14 protein-coding genes are annotated in these 16,026 nt (G+C 41.1%); 7 read left to right on the top strand and 7 right to left on the bottom strand.

Annotated elements, in window-relative coordinates; genetic code table 11:
* Window position 1: 1 nt before the first annotated feature.
* Complete coding sequence (locus tag PE36_RS03525; protein WP_006030585.1) at window positions 2-457, bottom strand: GAF domain-containing protein; 456 nt, start codon at window positions 455-457, stop codon at window positions 2-4.
* Window positions 458-651: 194 nt separating this feature from the next.
* Between PE36_RS03525 and PE36_RS03520 the strand changes: the two genes are divergently transcribed.
* Window positions 652-1,083, top strand: coding sequence for a TolC family protein (locus tag PE36_RS03520; RefSeq protein WP_006030584.1), 432 nt, complete (start codon window positions 652-654; stop codon window positions 1,081-1,083).
* A 14-nt stretch (window positions 1,084-1,097) separates the two neighbouring features.
* Here PE36_RS03520 and PE36_RS03515 read toward each other — a convergent pair whose 3' ends face one another.
* Both PE36_RS03515 and PE36_RS03510 read right to left on the bottom strand, forming a co-directional pair.
* Window positions 1,098-2,150: an aldo/keto reductase gene (locus PE36_RS03515; RefSeq protein WP_043993809.1), complete on the bottom strand. Its 1,053-nt coding sequence runs from the start codon at window positions 2,148-2,150 to the stop codon at window positions 1,098-1,100.
* Between the two features lie 8 nt (window positions 2,151-2,158).
* Window positions 2,159-3,613: an HD-GYP domain-containing protein gene (locus PE36_RS03510; protein ID WP_006030582.1), complete on the bottom strand. Its 1,455-nt coding sequence runs from the start codon at window positions 3,611-3,613 to the stop codon at window positions 2,159-2,161.
* A gap of 398 nt (window positions 3,614-4,011) precedes the next feature.
* Between PE36_RS03510 and PE36_RS03505 the strand changes: the two genes are divergently transcribed.
* The gene (locus tag PE36_RS03505) at window positions 4,012-4,866 is read left to right on the top strand and encodes an RNA polymerase sigma factor RpoD/SigA (protein WP_006030581.1); all 855 of its coding nucleotides are present in this window, start codon (window positions 4,012-4,014) and stop codon (window positions 4,864-4,866) included.
* A 134-nt stretch (window positions 4,867-5,000) separates the two neighbouring features.
* Here PE36_RS03505 and PE36_RS03500 read toward each other — a convergent pair whose 3' ends face one another.
* A complete protein-coding gene (locus PE36_RS03500; RefSeq protein ID WP_006030580.1) occupies window positions 5,001-5,525 on the bottom strand; it encodes a methylated-DNA--[protein]-cysteine S-methyltransferase in 525 nt (174 codons plus the stop codon).
* A gap of 224 nt (window positions 5,526-5,749) precedes the next feature.
* On the opposite strand from PE36_RS03500, the gene PE36_RS03495 reads away from it, so the two are divergent.
* Window positions 5,750-8,233 carry a cache domain-containing protein gene (locus tag PE36_RS03495; protein ID WP_232286520.1) on the top strand — a complete coding sequence of 828 codons (2,484 nt, stop codon included), beginning with the start codon at window positions 5,750-5,752 and terminating at the stop codon, window positions 8,231-8,233.
* Between the two features lie 68 nt (window positions 8,234-8,301).
* Here PE36_RS03495 and PE36_RS03490 read toward each other — a convergent pair whose 3' ends face one another.
* From PE36_RS03490 to PE36_RS03480, 3 genes are all read right to left on the bottom strand, one after another.
* Window positions 8,302-9,813, bottom strand: coding sequence for a methyl-accepting chemotaxis protein (locus PE36_RS03490; RefSeq protein ID WP_006030578.1), 1,512 nt, complete (start codon window positions 9,811-9,813; stop codon window positions 8,302-8,304).
* Window positions 9,814-10,068: 255 nt separating this feature from the next.
* Window positions 10,069-10,461, bottom strand: coding sequence for a hypothetical protein (locus PE36_RS03485; RefSeq protein ID WP_006030577.1), 393 nt, complete (start codon window positions 10,459-10,461; stop codon window positions 10,069-10,071).
* Between the two features lie 2 nt (window positions 10,462-10,463).
* Complete coding sequence (locus PE36_RS03480; RefSeq protein WP_006030576.1) at window positions 10,464-11,444, bottom strand: hypothetical protein; 981 nt, start codon at window positions 11,442-11,444, stop codon at window positions 10,464-10,466.
* 264 nt (window positions 11,445-11,708) lie between these two features.
* Between PE36_RS03480 and PE36_RS03475 the strand changes: the two genes are divergently transcribed.
* The 4 genes from PE36_RS03475 (at window position 11,709) to PE36_RS03460 (ending at window position 15,920) form a co-directional block, all read left to right on the top strand.
* The gene (locus tag PE36_RS03475) at window positions 11,709-12,428 is read left to right on the top strand and encodes a hypothetical protein (protein ID WP_043993808.1); all 720 of its coding nucleotides are present in this window, start codon (window positions 11,709-11,711) and stop codon (window positions 12,426-12,428) included.
* Between the two features lie 92 nt (window positions 12,429-12,520).
* Window positions 12,521-13,819 (top strand): restriction endonuclease, encoded by a 1,299-nt coding sequence (locus PE36_RS03470; protein ID WP_006030574.1) that lies wholly within the window; start codon window positions 12,521-12,523, stop codon window positions 13,817-13,819.
* Between the two features lie 87 nt (window positions 13,820-13,906).
* The gene (locus PE36_RS03465; RefSeq protein WP_006030573.1) at window positions 13,907-14,101 is read left to right on the top strand and encodes a YwbE family protein; all 195 of its coding nucleotides are present in this window, start codon (window positions 13,907-13,909) and stop codon (window positions 14,099-14,101) included.
* 94 nt (window positions 14,102-14,195) lie between these two features.
* Window positions 14,196-15,920, top strand: coding sequence for a class I SAM-dependent methyltransferase (locus PE36_RS03460; protein ID WP_006030572.1), 1,725 nt, complete (start codon window positions 14,196-14,198; stop codon window positions 15,918-15,920).
* Window positions 15,921-16,026 lie beyond the last annotated feature (106 nt).

Raw genomic sequence — 16,026 nt, 5'->3', positions numbered from 1 at the left:
ATTAGAATGCTAATTCGATATCTGTCTTTAATTGTACTAACTCACTACATACCGATGGTGAGCCTTCATTAAAATCAAAGGTCTTATCGTTTAACGCGCAGATCGTACCGACAACTACGCCTTGATTTACTAACGGAAAACCCAGGTAAACGCCTAAGTTAAATTTTACGTAATCTTCGTTACCTTTCCATTCATCATCAATACTGGCATCTGGAATGAACACTGGCTGCGCCGTATCAACCACACGTTCGCAATACAGTTCGTGACAACCAGGCTGTCTACTTTTGGGGCCACAATCACCGACATGGTAAATAGGCTGTTCATTCGCCACGACAACTTCCATCGTATCGGGTTTTGACTCCATAATCAGGATGGAGTGTAAGCCTGAATGCTCCGCGAGCGTATTAAGGCGCTCTTGCCATTCAGAAAATGACTGTTTGATGTTAACAAATGGCATATTTAATTCCCTATATCCTTATGTGGAGTTATCGCTAATTATACGTTTTAGGTGTGAAATTTTAGTAGATTAGATCTCATTTTTACACACCAGAGAGTAAATTAATGTCAATGCAGAGACATATAATAAACATCTTAACCCTGCCTTAACCCGCTATTTTGTATACTTACCTCAGTAGAATTGAGGAGAAAAAAATGGCTATTTCAAGTCCATTACGATATTCAGCGTTATCACTACGATCGTCAGTATTAATACTTACTTTAGCAGCTGTTGTTGGTTGCAGCAATACTGCGGTTGATTACCAACAAGGTGCAGAAACAGCACTAACAGCAACAACACAGTGGCAATATCAACAGCAAAATGCGGTTGAACTTACGCAATTAACTGAATTGATTCAGATACCTGAACTAACTAGTTTAGTCGAACAAGCTATATTTCAAAACCCAAGTTTGCAACAAACCGCGATTGCGCTGCAAATTGCTTATGCACAACGTGGTGTGACCACAAGTGGCCGAATTCCGCAAGTGAATGCCGGATTTAATGCCGAGAGTGAAGAGGGTGATGCGAGTTATAAAACCGATAAGCTAACCACTCGCTTTAATTGGCCTCACGAACGGCTAGTTTGATACCCTGACGAAGGCTAAAACGGTGCAGGATAGCGTTTAAACACCGATTCTATATCCGCTAATGCTTGTGGTGTTAGCGGTGTTGCAAAGGCACTGATGTTTTCTTTTAGTTGCGGCAGTGTTGTCGCGCCAATAATCGTCGACGTGACACCATCAACTTGATCGCACCAGGCTAGGGCTAATTGCGCGGGTGTGATGCCATGCTGGTGGGCGATGTCAACATAGTCAGCTGTCGCTAAGTGCACGTTGTCAGTGTTTCTGTATAATTTATTGGGTTGCGAGAAAGTCCAGCGGCTGCCTTCCGGTCGCGCATTGTTCAAGTATTTTCCCGTTAATAATCCCGTTGCCAATGGCGACCAAGGTAAATAGGCGATATCTTCATGCACACAATTTTCGATTAAATACGGCCAGTCTTTAGCGTGCAACAAACTGAATTCATTTTGAATCGATACCATGCGTGGCAGGTCATATTGCTCACTGAGTTTAAGGTAGGTATTAATTCCCCACGTCGTATCATCAGACAGACCACAAAAGCGGATCTTACCTGCGTCTACACAACGTTTCAACCCTTGTAAGATATCGAGCATTTGCGCGGTATGATCAGCCGCGTTGATATCACTAAAACGGATCTTGTTAGGGTTATGCTGATTAAAATGCGGGTTAGGGCGGTTCGGCCAGTGCAATTGAAACAAGTCGATATAACTGGTCTGCAACCGCTTTAACGAGGCGTCTACCGCTTGTACGATAGCATCTCCAGTAATGGGGTCGCCATTGCGCACCCAAGGTAGCCCCGGACCTGCAATTTTAGTCGCTAATACGATGTCTTTACGGCGCTGCGGGTTTGCCGCTAGCCAATTGCCGATAATGGTTTCTGTTTTACCGTAGGTCTCTGCTGACGGCGGCACTGCATACATCTCTGCGGTATCGATAAAGTTCACGCCCTGTGACAGTGCGTAGTCAATTTGTTGGTTGGCGTCTTGCTGGTTGTTCTGAAATCCCCACGTCATGCTGCCTAGGCAGACTCGTGATACAGACAAACCGCTACTACCGAGTATTGAAAATTGCATTGTCATCCTTATGCTACTTGTTCTTTTTCATCATTATACGTTAAGGCAATACTAACAAACATTTGTTCACAATTAATAAATGCTTCTACCACCGCTGGGTCGAAATGACTGCCATTGCCAGCGAGAATGATCTCTTTGGCCTTATCGTGGCTAAATGCCGGTTTGTATACGCGTTTAGAAATCAGCGCATCATAAACATCGGCCAGTGCCATCAAGCGACCCGATAGCGGAATATCATCACCACTTAATTGATAAGGATAACCGCTGCCATCCCATTTTTCATGATGGCTTAAGGCTATTTCTCGGGCGATAGCCAGGAAGCTGTTGGTGCCCATTTGTTTTTCAGCCACCGCGAGCGAGTCCGCCCCTATCATGGCATGGGTTTTCATGATGGTAAATTCGTCATCCGTCAGCTTACCGGGTTTAAGCAAGATCGCATCGGGGATCCCGACTTTACCTATGTCGTGCAAAGGTGCAGATTTATAGAGTAACTCAACGGTCTCATTGGTTAAATAATCGCGGTATTTAACGTGGTTCTGCAGTTGAATTGCTAATGCGCGCACGTATTCTTGGGTACGTAAAATATGGCCGCCGGTTTCGTTATCACGGGCTTCTGCTAAGGCAGACAAACCCACAATCGCGACATCACGAGTTTGTATGACCTCGTCTTTACTTTCAGCCAGCTTATTGAGCATCTCATTGGTGTAATAAGCAATAATGCCCAGCTCACCTTGGTGTGAAACCGGTACCCGAGCAGTAAGGTCGCCATTTGCCGCCGCAATCAATACCCGTTGCTGGTTATCTAATAATAGCCGTAATAACTGCAACCAGTGGTACATGATAGTGCAGGTATAAATAATCAGTATCACAGCGACAAACACAAATTCTTTGACGATACTAATTAACGCCGCTTGTTCTTCGATTTTGCCTATGTTTTCGGTTAACCAGCGTACATCTTTTACCATGATCATCGTGAGAACCGTGGTGAGCATCATCACGATAAACACCACTAATGTGGCGAGTTGGCTGGCAATAGAATGACGCATGTGTGTCATCTGCTCTGGCAACTGTTGGTATTCGGTGTGTGGGTAATGTTTTACTTGTGCTTGTAGGGCTAAATCGAGACTAATGAGCGCCCCTAAACAACCAATACCAAACAGCACTTTTAAACTACTTTCGATTGGAAAGTCATAGTAAGCGATATACCAACTCGCCAGCGCGACTGCACCTAGGATAAATATACTCAGTTCGCGCAGTACATTTGTAAAACCCGCGCGATCTTGGATCACCTTATTTCTCACTGCAAACATGATGATGAAGACGACAAAAGAATAGGCGCTGGTCTGCCAGATTGAAATGGACTCAATAAATGGACATACGCGGCCACCATAAATACTGAAAATAACAGCAGCGAAGAAATAGTGTAGCGCAGCGCGTTGTTTTGTTAGTGTTAACATCGTCATAGGTGCATTCCTAGGCTTAAATTACAGCCAGTATACGGACTTTATATCGAGATACTATGCTCCTTGTGGACTATTGTTCTGTGCTTTTTTGGAAACGTTAGCGGTAACTTTATAAAATATACAATAGTCTTAAAAATCACTGTCTTACGTATTATTTTGTATGTATGAAATGGTCTTTTTTGCAACCTTGACAACTCCGACCTGATATTATTGATGTCCATTTTTTGATCTGCTGCACACAAACGTGAAACTGTGTCGCCTTATTTGTTCTCAATCTAATTAATACCTAGTTATCGGTACTTCTGAGTGTTCTAATGTTTGTCTAGTACTCACCATTACAGTATTGAATTTGAATATTTAACTGAGGTTAAGCTGTTAGCACTTTAGAGGATAGATAAATGGATATATCTTACGAATCAAACGCGCTGGATGCTTACCTGCAACAGGTCAATAAGAAGAGTAAGTTATTGACGAAAGAAGAAGAGTACGACATTGCAGTGGCGGTTGCGAATGGTGACTTACGTGCCAAAAATCGCATGATTGAGGCTAATTTACGTTTAGTCATTAGTGTTGCCAAACGTTATCAGTATAGCGTTATTCCGCTTGTTGATATTATTCAGGAAGGCAATACAGGGTTAATCCGCGCCGTTGAAAAATTTGATCCGAATAAAGGTTTCCGATTTTCAACATACGCAGTTTGGTGGATCAAGAATAATATTGAACGCAGCATTATGAACAGTGATCGAACCATCCGCATTCCGATCCATGTTGGTAAAATGCATAAAAGTATTGCTAAGGTAGCCAAAGAACTCGGGTTAGATGTTGGCAGTGATAATGACCTAGTTGTCATTGCCAAAGTGTTAGAAACGGATGTTGATGAAGTGATGGATGTATTGTCTTATTACTTCAGTGAATTAAGTTTAGATAAAGGTATTGTGACTGATAATGAATCTGTCACCACACTTGTAGATATCATTGAAGACCAATCGATTCGTACCCCCAGTGCTGAAATTGAAGGCGGTAGCACACGAGACTATCTATTGGCTTTATTAGAAAACTTGCCAGCATACGAACGTCAGGTCGTTGAACTGCGGTTTGGATTAACAGGCGAGGAGCCGTTAAGTTTGTCCCGTATTGGCGAACGGTTATCCATGTCGCGTGAAAAAGTACGTATTATCATTCGCACGACGCTTAGAAGGTTGAAACCTAAGTTATTAGTCAATGATGTACAGCGGCATGACTATATATCGTAACGTTTAGCTGAGTTGCGTAACATCTAACTGAGCTGCGTAATACCTAACTAAACAGTATAACGTCTAACTCATTTCCGCTTGGTTATAGCAAGCGGCATCATATTTGAGATAGCTAACAGCCTTATTCGACAGCGTTAACTGCGTTGTTCAAGCGACAGTAACTGTTGCTTTAACTCTAATCCGTACGCATAACCCACTAGCTTGTTATTAGCGCCAATCACGCGATGACAAGGGATGATAACCGGGATTGGATTTTTGTTATTGGCCATGCCAACCGCCCTTGACGCGTTGGGATTGCCTAGACCTGCCGCAATGTCTTTATAACGACGGGTTTCCCCATACGGTATTTTGATTAATTGCTGCCATGCATGGCGCTGAAATACCGTGCCTGCCGGGTTAAGTTTCAGATCAAATGTTTGTCGCTTATTATTAAAGTATTCACGTAATTGTTGCTTGGCATCATTGAAAAACGTACTGGAATGCATCCATTCTGCAGCAATATTGATGTCCTTGCTGCCGTTATCAATCATTAGTTGGGTGATACCTTCTTCATTACCGACTAAAATAAGATGAGACTCTTGTTCACCAGTGGCAGAGGTGTAGGAGACGATGAATTTATCGTAATACATAAAGGCTGACAACTTAAATTGTAGGATCATAGATACCTAAAGTTTAATTGAAATTTACAACATTTGTTGTTACCTAGGTCTGATTAATTACACTTAAATAGCGTTCGTAGTGAGCCTTCGGAAATCAGCGCTACCATCGATAGGTTATTGAATCGATCTATACAGTATGTTATTTTTCTTTATATTCAAAATACAGTATTTCCTCTTGCCTATATAACATATCGTAATAAGTTGATTCTTTTATGGATAATAATTTGAACAAAAAATTGTTGAGAATTATTCAGCTAATACCGATTATCTTAAGTACGGTATTTACGCTGATTATCATTGCGCAGCTGCTCATCGATAATAGAATCGAACTCAAAGAAAAGATCAGAAACTTGCGTACCGAGTTTAATGAGCGTCAAAAACAGCAAATTAAAAACCGAGTTGATACTATTTACCAGCAGGTCAGTTACGAACGAGACCGCACGGAAAACGTATTAAAGGCCGATATTAAAGAAAAAGTGTATCAGGCATACGATATTGCCCACGCTATTTACAGTGATAATACAGATAAATCGGCTGAGGATGTGCATGCGTTGATCGTAACCGCACTAAAAAACATTCGTTTTCATCACGGTCGTGGTTATTATTTTATCTATGATCTGGAGGGCAATAATATCATGTTGCCTCATCACCCGGACAAGGAGAAAACCTATCTAGGTGATATGCAAGACAGTCGCGGTACTTATTTTATCAGGGAATTCATTGCGCTGGTTAAAGATAAGCACGAGGGTTTTACTAAGTGGTGGTTTTATAAACCTAATAACAATAACAATAACAGTGTTGATGATCGGGAAAAGATTGGTTTTTTGAAACACTTTGAACCTTACGGCTGGATCATTGGCAGTGGCGAATATGTCGAGGACTTTGAGGCCTCGGTAAAGAAAGACCTACTGCATTGGATATCGACGATTCGATTTGGGAACAATGGATATATGTTTGTGCTTGATGCCCAGGGCGTGATATTGGCGCATCAAAGTAATGAGTTAATTACTCAGGATTATGGTCATTATCAGACCGAAGCGCAAGTTCTGGAAATGTTTACTACGGCAAAAAACAATGGCGGATATGTAAAATACTCCAGCGTGTACCAGCCTGATAATGTGCAGGGCCCGGATAAACTTAGCTATGTTAAGTGGTACCCCGACTGGGGATGGATGATGGGTTCTGGAGTATATGTCACCGCGATGGAAGAATATCTACAACAAAAAGAACAAATCATTGTGAAGCAGAACCGCAAGAAGCTGCATGCATTAATCGGTTTTAGTCTCGCACTTATCCTCGTCGTGGGCTTTTTGACCTATTATCTGAGAAAGTTAGTAGCGCGACGCTTCGCCCAATTTGAGCTGAAAATAGAAAGCAATTTTATTAAACTAAAAAGTGCGAACAATGCGATGAGCCATATGGCGCTGCATGATCCGCTTACCGGGCTTCCCAATCGTGCATCGCTGGATAAATTTGCCCAGCAGATACTGACCGGTGGCAATGAAAAATATATGGCTATCGCCTTTGTCGATATCGACAATTTTAAATATGTGAATGATCTATATGGGCACACAGTCGGTGATGAGCTGATTTGTGCCGTCAGTCGGCGTTTTGAAAAAATCTTAGGTACGGGCGATATGGTCTGCCGCTTTGGCGGTGATGAGTTTCTGTTTTGCTTTTCTGGGTTTAATACGCAAGCGGAGATCGCGACTAAGGTTACAAAAATTAATGATATATTTAACACGAAAATGCGATGTGGCGAGCGAGAAATAAAATCAAACTGTAGCGTTGGTGTATCGGTCTTTCCTGATGATGGGCAAACCCTAGAGGTGTTGATTGGTAAAGCGGATGTTGCCCTGTATAAAGCGAAGGGGCAGGGTAAAGGTAGGCTCTGTTTATTTGAAGCTGAGTTTGATGCTCAGCTCAAACGCCAGCGCGCCATGAAAGAAGAGCTTTATAAGGCGCTAGAGCGGGATGAATTTGAGCTCCACTATCAACCCCAGGTGAATGCAAAAAATAAACAGGTGATCAGTGTTGAAGCGCTCTGTCGCTGGAACAGTCCTGTTTTTGGCCAGGTTAATCCCGCGGAATTCATTACTATCGCTGAAAAATGTGGCGCTATCCATGCGCTGGGTTTATCGGTCATTAAGATCGCCTGTGATGAGATCTTGTCTATATCACCTAATGGTAATGGGGCTTTAGAGCTATCTATTAACATCTCGCCGATACAGATTATTGAACCTGATTTCTTTACTGATATAAAACGTGTCGTTAAAGCGACCGGTATAGACAGTTCGAGAGTGACTTTTGAGCTGACGGAAAGCGCCGCAATCGACAGCATATTAAGCCTGTCGCCGCTGTTTCATGAATTAAGACAGTGTGGTTTTGGTTTATCTCTTGATGATTTTGGTACCGGTTTTTCTTCACTCAGTTATTTGAGTGATCTGCCTTTTAACGAGATTAAAATTGATCGTTCATTTATCGATAAATTTTTAGACAGTGACCAAAGTGATGCCTTGGTAAAAACCATCATTGCTATCGGTAACTCATTTAACATGACAGTGGTTGCTGAAGGGGTCGAAACTCAAGCCCAATATGACAAACTAAGACATTATAATTGTGATTTATTGCAGGGCTATTTCTTTGCTAAACCGTTACGTTTGAATGAGCTTACACAGTATATTAGCAGAGTGGCTGTGGTGTTATAGAATAATCACATGTCTGCAGTTCAAACCATTGCGGATGAACTGCAGACACGGATGGCGAGCTATTGGTTTTAGCTTGCAGGAATAAAGGTTTTTGCCAGGTTACTAATGGTGTCGATATCGTTTTTCAATTCATCCATTTGGGTGATCACTGTGGTGGTATGTTGCCAGTTAAGCTCAGACCCTTGTTTAATGTCGATAACGTGATTATTGATCTCGTTTGATACCATGCTTTGTTCTTCAGCCGCCGTTGCTATCTGCATTGATAGCTGAGACAACTGCTGCATTTTTTCATGGATGATCGCAATCGCTTGATCGGATTGTTCTGCTTTATCAACACATAAATCGGCGTTTTCTTTGTTTTTCTTCATCATGATCAACCAATCATTAATGGTTTCTAACATGGTCGATAAACTGGTATGAATGTGTTTAGCGGTATCTTGGGTACGCGATGATAACGTACGGACTTCATCTGCGACAACCGCAAAACCACGGCCTTGTTCACCGGCTCGTGCGGCTTCAATCGCGGCGTTTAATGCCAGTAGGTTGGTTTGATCGGCAATCGCTTGAATGTCAGTCATCAAGCTACCCACATTTTGTGCTTCGGTGTTTAGTCGGTCTGCTGCGGAAGAGGCTTGTTGCACTTCATCGGCTAGCAGTCTAATTTCGATGGTGGTGGTATTGATGCCACTTTGGGCTTTTTCACACAGATTAAACGTGGCATTAATTTCGTCAGAGGTTTCCACACTATTACGGACAATTTCTTCGGTCGAAGTCAGCATTTGCGACATTGCTGCACTTACTTCGGTTAATTCTTGTTGTTGATGAACTAGGTTAGTTCGGATCTTTTCGGTACCAGCTGAAACCGTTTCAATGACGTTTTGTACTGGTTTTGTCGAATCTAATGTACGCTCTAAAATGGCTTTAATTTTGGTTTTAAGCATGCCCATATTAAAGTCAAAAACACTGGCAGTGCCTTTGCCGAAATAGACTTGGCGACTGACACTGTCAAATGTGGACTGCATGCGTTGGGCTTTTTGTGCCATGGGGATGATATCTTGCCAGAAGATAAGCATAGGCGTGATTGCAGCAACCAAGGCAATGACTGACGTAGCGAAACCAAAATTGATGTAGATAAAAACTTGCGCGATAACACTCACCAAGGTTAGCAACATAAAGCGTTGACTACGGGTAAACTCAAACAACAGCCCTTTGCCCTGCAGGTTTTGATAGACGTTATTCGCACGGCTGACCATTTGCGGGGTAGCGGGGGTGCTTACTTCTTGATGACCGACTATGGTACCGTTTTCAAACTGTGGGGTGATAAAGGTATCGACCCAAAAATCAGACCCACTTTGGGTTGTTTTACAGATAACACCTTGCCATGAGAAACCTTGCGCTAAGGTTTTTTTCACTTCTGCTATCACGGCAGCTGGTATGGTTGATGAGTCTAACTCGCGGCTATTGCGTCCTAATAATGCATCTTGCGAATAACCTAATGCGTCACAATAGTGATCGTTGACATAAGTGTATTCACCTTTGCTGTTTACTAATGAAATTAATTGCGCGGAGTTATTGGCCATCAAGCTACCTATTAATGTGTAAATCGTAATAAAAACAAAATAACATTGAAATTGCTCTTAGTCATCTGATTGTTAAATTTTATGTGGAGATTGTTGCGGTTTGATACAGATTCTTTGCGATAGAACACTTTTGGCTAAAGAGCATCAAGTTAAAGGGAAGTATAAGAAAAGCATACGAGGGCGAAATAGACCGCCGCTATCTATCGAATTACCAATAAGATATGGGCGGGTTATTAAGTAATGTGATGTTATTTTTTACGTTAATGACTCTATATAATCAAATAATCCTAACGTATCTAATAAGGCCATTAGCACAAACGCTAATCCAGCACCCGTAAATAACCAGTAAAACACTCGTGCCAGAATACGGTCAAATCGGGTGGTATGCGCTAATAATTCATCGGTATGAGCATACATCGATGATATCGGGCTTTGCTTTAGTTTGTCTGTGATAAACCGAGGCAGTGCAATTGCCTGTGCAACATTGAGAATACTCCAACCACTGGTAAACTCAATGCCAAGCTTGTCTTTGGTGGCAGGGTTTATTCTGAGTTTTCGAACGGTGACTTGACCAAAGATGACGTATAGAATTAAAGCCACAAAAAGGGCCGCTGCATTTAACGCAAAAAGTGTCGAAAGTAAACTCATGATTAATCAATCCAGTCCATTATGTTATCGTACCAAGCGCCCGCATCTTCTTTAGCGAAGTCATTTACCCACATAGAGGCACCTGCAGAAACGCCTACAACTACTAACCCTCCGACTATCAGACCCACCCAACCGATAGGTGTTGCAACCATTAAAAAGCCCAGCGCCGCAGTGCCCGCATTTACAGTGGCAATACCCGCACTCGCACTTAAAGCAAAACTGCTGGACTCTATAAACATCTTGCGCTCCCAGTTTTGTCCCGCTTTGTAACTGTTGTGAATATTACCGACGCGACTACCAACATCGATTAGAGCAAGGCCATTACCGAGGTATTTAGCATGTTGGCTAAATTTAACTAAGTTAGTGGTTTGAATTTGTGAGGTGATATTTAGCTTAGCAACGTTACGACTGCTTCTGGCTATGTTAGTCCCGCGAGTGCCACTGGTTAGCGGTGTGCCACGAGAGGATTTAACCGCACCGGTTACCGATTTTAATTCATGATGAAAGCCTTGTTGCATCTTTTGTAACGCTGCCATCGCTTTCTGTTTGGCTGCGGTTTTAAGTGCAGAGTTGGTTACTTTGTTCTCGATAACGTGGCGATATTCCATTAAGGCTGCTTGGTAGCTTTTTACTGCATCGGCAAAACCGCCAACTCTATTACCGTAAAAGCTGGTGGATGCCCCCATCGAACCGACACCTAATGCTTGTAGTTTTGCTGATATGTCTGCGATAGCAAGGGTATTGTCACCCCCGAAGGAAAGCGCAATATTAGTGAGTTCTCGATTCTTTGCGGTATTGGTCAGCTGGTTAACCATGCTTTTTGCGGCATTAGATGGTTCTGAACCAAGAAGGTAGGGGGTATAAGCACTAAGCATAGATGGTTGGCGGCATTGAGCGCCAAAAATCATACTGCTGTCGATGCCACATTGACTAGCTAGCGCATCGGCTTTAATTGGCTTGTTGCACAATAAGATCTCACTCATTTCAATTCCTTTTTGTCTTGTCTAATCAAGTCCTTTGATTAGCTGGGATTAGTTTAACTTAGATGTGAGTTAATATGGAAGTGAAGGGCTGTGATATAAGGGGAAAACCAGTCTTTGTTGGTGATTATGGTAGTTTCGATGACAGCGTTTAATCTAAATTTAGATTAAAAAATGTAGTTAAATAAGTTACTTAATGTTGAGTTATTGAGAATCATAAATTATATTGTATATCCTATGTAACACTTTGAAAAAAGGATGTTTGTTTTGAATGAATGGGAAACAGTTTGGAAATCTTATATGAATGATTGCACCAGAACGAAAATTCTAAAGGATGCTTATAGATCAATAAAAGCGTTACATAAGGTCTTATTGTTACTATCGCTTGTATCCTTCATAATATTTGTGACTGGAGCTTTTTATTCAATATTTAATCCGGAACAAATAGATAGGGATATGATGTTTTTATTGTTTGCTTTATTTGAAGGGATTTTTTTACTTATGGCTGAAAGAGCTGTAAAAAACTTAAGTATGACTAGTTACAGTTTTCAGGAGCAGGCTCAAGTCCCTCCTGAAGATACTAATCATCAAAAAATAAGGTATTTGAAATTCCGTTTTCAGCTTAAAAAGTCAAAAATAGAAGCAAAAAATATTACAACCTTAATTGATATTTTAAAGGCTCGTGAAGAGCTTGAAGAAGTTAAGGGGACATATGTAAATAGATTTTTTGGTTTTTTAATGGCTTTAATTATTGCACTTATTGTATCTGTTATTAAAGTCGTTGAATTAGATGTCTTAGTATTAATTTGTGCATATGGATTTTTTATCGGCTTCTTGGTTTTTGCTATAGCGTCGATGGTTCCTGCCAAAATAGAAAGGATTCGAGAACTTAAATATTTTCTAGTTATGTATGAGAAACAGGATCAATATGAAACTGTTTCATCTAATCAAATTAATAAGAATGACGATTTGGTGTCAATAGTATAGCTAATTAACTGTAATAACTTATTTTTTTACAATCCCTAATATGCTAATTTAACGATGGTTTTGATTGTGTTGTTCAGCCATTTGGAGTTGTAATGGAAATAAAAATTAATGATATTCTTAGATATAAAAAACCTGCGTGTCATGAAAATGCTTATGAAGATGGTCATCTAAACTTTCATTTCCTTACTAATGTACCCACCTCTAAAAAGTTACAGTTAGAAAAAGGAATTAACCCATCTGCAGCACTCAAAACATCGGATAAAGAGCTGGTTAGGCCTGTAATTTTAATATCAAGTAGTCCGAACAAAAAAGGTTCAGCCGAAACACCATGGCAGGATTTCTATGATACTGATAATGGTCACATTCGTTATTTTGGTGATAATAAAGAACCCGGTAAAGATCCTACTCAAGCACCTGGTAATAAGGCTCTGTTAGAAGCATTTCGACTTGCACACTCACATGATATTAAAGAGCGTCAGAAAACACCACCTATCGTATTTTTTAAACGAGTAACAGTTAATGGTGTACCCAAAGGCTACCCTATGTTTCAGGGACTCGGTATTATTAATAGTATTGAGCTAGTTACGCAATGGGATAATAACAAACAGCAGTCATTTACTAATTATGCATTTGATTTTACCGTCTTATGCATGGCTAAAGAGCATGATACTTTTGAATGGGACTGGATTAACTCAAGACGTCATCCAAACTTTTCGATTCAGGATACGAATAAGAAAGCGCCTGCCAGTTGGAATCAGTGGTTTAAAAGCGGTGCTAATGAGTTAAATACTGTAAGACGAAGAGTGTCTAAATTACAAATTGTTAAAAGTGCGGATCAAAAGCCAACAATAGGCTCAGAACAAGACGCGATTTTGAATAAGATTTATAAATTTTATGATGGTAGGAAACATCATTTTGAAGCGTTGGCTGAATTTATAACAGAGCGTGTGATTGGCAAAGAGTTAGGGATATATCACAAAGGCTGGATAACACAAGGTTCAAGTGATGGTGGTGCAGACTTTATTGGTAAAGTTGTACTGGGGAGTGGCTTCTCTAAAGTGGAGCTAATTGTGTTAGGCCAAGCTAAGTGTGAATCATTGACTACTCCAACAGGTGGGAATCATATTGCTAGAACTGTTGCTCGGTTGAAAAGGGGGTGGTTAGGTGCCTATGTTACAACTAGCTATTTTTCAGATTCAGTACAACGTGAAGTGATAGAAGATAAGTATCCTATTTTACTGATCAACGGCAAAAGAATCGCGGAAGAAGTATCACAATTACTTCACGAGAGCGATACATATTCTGACATCGATGAGTTTTTAGCTTATATGGCAGAAAGGTATCCTAAGAGGTTAAAGCAGCGCCAACCAGAAGAAATATTACATGTTTAGGTGTGTTCATCGCCATTGACCGCCCCTCAATCATAAGGCAAACTCACAGCCAATATAATTCAACACTGATTTAACAGGAAAACAAATATGAGCGGAACGAACAGATCTGATATCAAAAAGGGCTTAGCGGTATCAATTGTACTGAAACAAGATCAACGCAGTGGTAACTTGACTGACGGGATCGTGAAAGACATTTTAACGAATTCACCGAACCACCCGCATGGTATTAAAGTACGTTTAGAAAGTGGTGATGTTGGACGTGTTAAAGTGATTAACGACTAATCAAACGTACTGATCTACCTATATATATTTAGAATGCCTATTATGCTAATCTTCCTCAGTCTCCACGCATTCAAATCTGAGGTTAAGATTAGCTATGCACACCAACTTTTATGACGATCATGCTCAAAAACTTGCCGAGCAATACCTATCAAAAACCTTCGAAGAAGTGCATGCCGCGTGGTCTGAATTCTTACCGCCAATTTTAAACAAACCCAACGCACGTATTCTTGATTTAGGTGCTGGGGCTGGGCGTGATAGTCGATATCTCGCTGAGCAAGGTCAAGTAAACGACATTAGTATTGTTGCTGTCGAACCAGCCAAATTATTAGCTGAAATAGGCCAGCAACAAACACTGGGGTTGAATGTAAAATGGGTGGAAGATTCATTACCCGCACTGGATGTTGTCTGTCGTCAAGAAATCAGTTTTGATCTTATCCTGCTTAGTGCTGTGTGGATGCATATCCCAAAAAGCGAGCGACCTCGTGCAATTCGAAAACTAGCTAATCTACTCAAGCCCGGTGCTAAATTAGTTATCTCGCTTCGTCATGGCCCAAGTGGCGACGAACGTAAAATGCATGATGTCAGTACTGAAGAGCTAGAATTATTAGCTAAGACAGTCGGTTTGTCAGTCGTGCTAAAAACAGAGCATGATAGCGACAAACTTGGCCGTGATACTGTTCACTGGCAAACCGTGGTATTACAGCTTCCAGATGATGGCTCGGGGGCATTTCCTTTTATTCGTCATGTTGCGATTAATGATGATAAATCCGGTACGCATAAGTTGGCTTTAATGCGGGTATTATTACGTATCGCTGATGGTCATCCTGGTGCGGTTATTCGTCGTGAACATACTCCGCAGGGAAACCGAGTCATATTACCGGTTGGGCTGGTGGCTTTATATTGGTGTCATCAATACAAAGTGCTTATCGACGATCATGGTTTATACCAAACCCCAAACAAAAAACCGAATATGGGATTTATGAAAGACGATGGTTGGCATAAGTTAACCCATCGTTCTGCCTCGGATTATCGTATCGGTCATTTATTTGTTGGCGATGATGCAAAAGCATTACACCGTACGTTAACGAAGGCGGTTCAAAATATTAAAGAAATGCCATGTACACATATAACCTTACCTAATAGTGATGTCTGTGTATTTGAAGTTGAAAATAAAAAAGTACGTGCCAAAGAGAGTTTGTTTTTAGATATGGAATCTTTGTCGCAATGGGGAGAGTTCTCACTGCCAGAAACAGTATGGAATGCTTTTACACGTTATGCTTGCTGGGTTGAACCCGTACTTGTCAGTGAGTGGGTAAAAACCATGAAGGGCTATCAGGGTAATCAAAGCCCTAGGCAGCAGCTGGCTATCGTAAACTCTCTGGATTGGTTAGAAGCCAAGCGCTCAACAGTAGAGAGCCGAAATCGTTTTGAATTACTACGACAGCAACAAGAGCTGCAATGTGTCTGGTCTGGTAAGGTTTTAAAACAAGAGTTCGCAATAGATCACTGTATGCCATTTGCACGCTGGCCGAATAACGATCTGTGGAATTTACTGCCGAGTGATAGCAAAGTGAATGGTCAGAAAAGCGATAGTCTCCCCACAGCCAAAAAGCTAAAAGACGCTAAATTTCGTATTACGGACTGGTGGCAACAGGCTTGGACTGATGATGATACGCAATCGACCCGTTTCTTTGCTGAAGCTAATATTGCTCTGCCGGGACTGACTATCAACAACACGTCTATTGATGATCTTTTTGAAGCGTTGGAGTTACAGCGTGGACGGTTAAAAGAAATGCAGCAATTGAGGGAGTGGGGTTAGGATCGATGGCTTAAGTTCAAAATGTGAAATATGTCTTAGTGAGTATAAAAATACATATGAAAATAATGGTTAAGTATAAAGTAGTATTTTAATATGATATTATTCA

Origin of the sequence: Moritella sp. PE36 (genome assembly GCF_000170855.1) — a bacterium.
Taxonomy (GTDB): Bacteria; Pseudomonadota; Gammaproteobacteria; order Enterobacterales; family Moritellaceae; genus Moritella.
The sequence above is the reverse complement of the archived record's forward strand: the minus strand, read 5'-3'. Positions and strand labels throughout refer to the sequence as shown.